1 pseudogene is annotated in these 677 nt (G+C 76.7%); it reads left to right on the forward strand.

Annotation, left to right across the window (positions count from 1 at the left end):
* Positions 1–300 precede the first annotated feature (300 nt).
* Positions 301–677 (forward strand): annotated as a pseudogene (locus KS423_RS46765) (hypothetical protein); the annotation flags it as partial.

The following is a 677-nucleotide window of genomic DNA, read 5'->3' on the forward strand; positions in this document are numbered from 1 at the left end:
GACGCCGGGGCCCGCGCCCTGCTGGCGGCGCACGCGGCGGAGCTCGTCCTGGTCGAGTGCGCCGACGTCGCCGCCCCCGACGACCTCGACACCCCCGCCGACCTGGCCCGCTGGTCCGCCGGGTGAACGTCCCGGTCGGGCCTGGCGAGCATCCCCCTCGGGAAGGATTCCACCCCTACCCGAGTGGGCAGGATTCCCTGATCCGTCCCTGAGGATTGCCCCATTCCGCGTCCGGCGCCGGACATTTCGGGGGAGCATGGGATACGTCCCACCACCCGACACCGACGGACGGAGCCCGCGATGGCCGGACTGCCCGACGACTTCACCGGACACGACCCCACGCGGCCGGGGCCGGGCGGTGGCGCCCGGGCGATCCGCTGCCCCGCCTGCCGCCGCGAGCACCTCTACGAACCGCCCTCCCTCCCCTGCCCGTGCGGCGCCTCGCTCAAGGTGCCGCTGCTGCGCGGCGGGGTCCCGGTGCAGGTGCGCTTCCGGTCCTGGGAGGACTCCTGGCTGAGCATGCGCTGCCCGCACTGCGGCCGCTCCGACCAGTGGCCGCAGCCCGAGTTCACCTGCAACTGCGGCGCCACCGTCCGGCTGCCGGTGGACCGCACCACCCGGCTGGGCAGCGGCACCGCCGCCCCGCTCGCCGCCCCCGGCCCGCAGGCCGCCCGCCC

It is taken from the genome of Streptomyces sp. LS1784 (genome assembly GCF_020103755.1).
In the GTDB taxonomy this organism is placed as follows: Bacteria; Actinomycetota; Actinomycetes; order Streptomycetales; family Streptomycetaceae; genus Kitasatospora.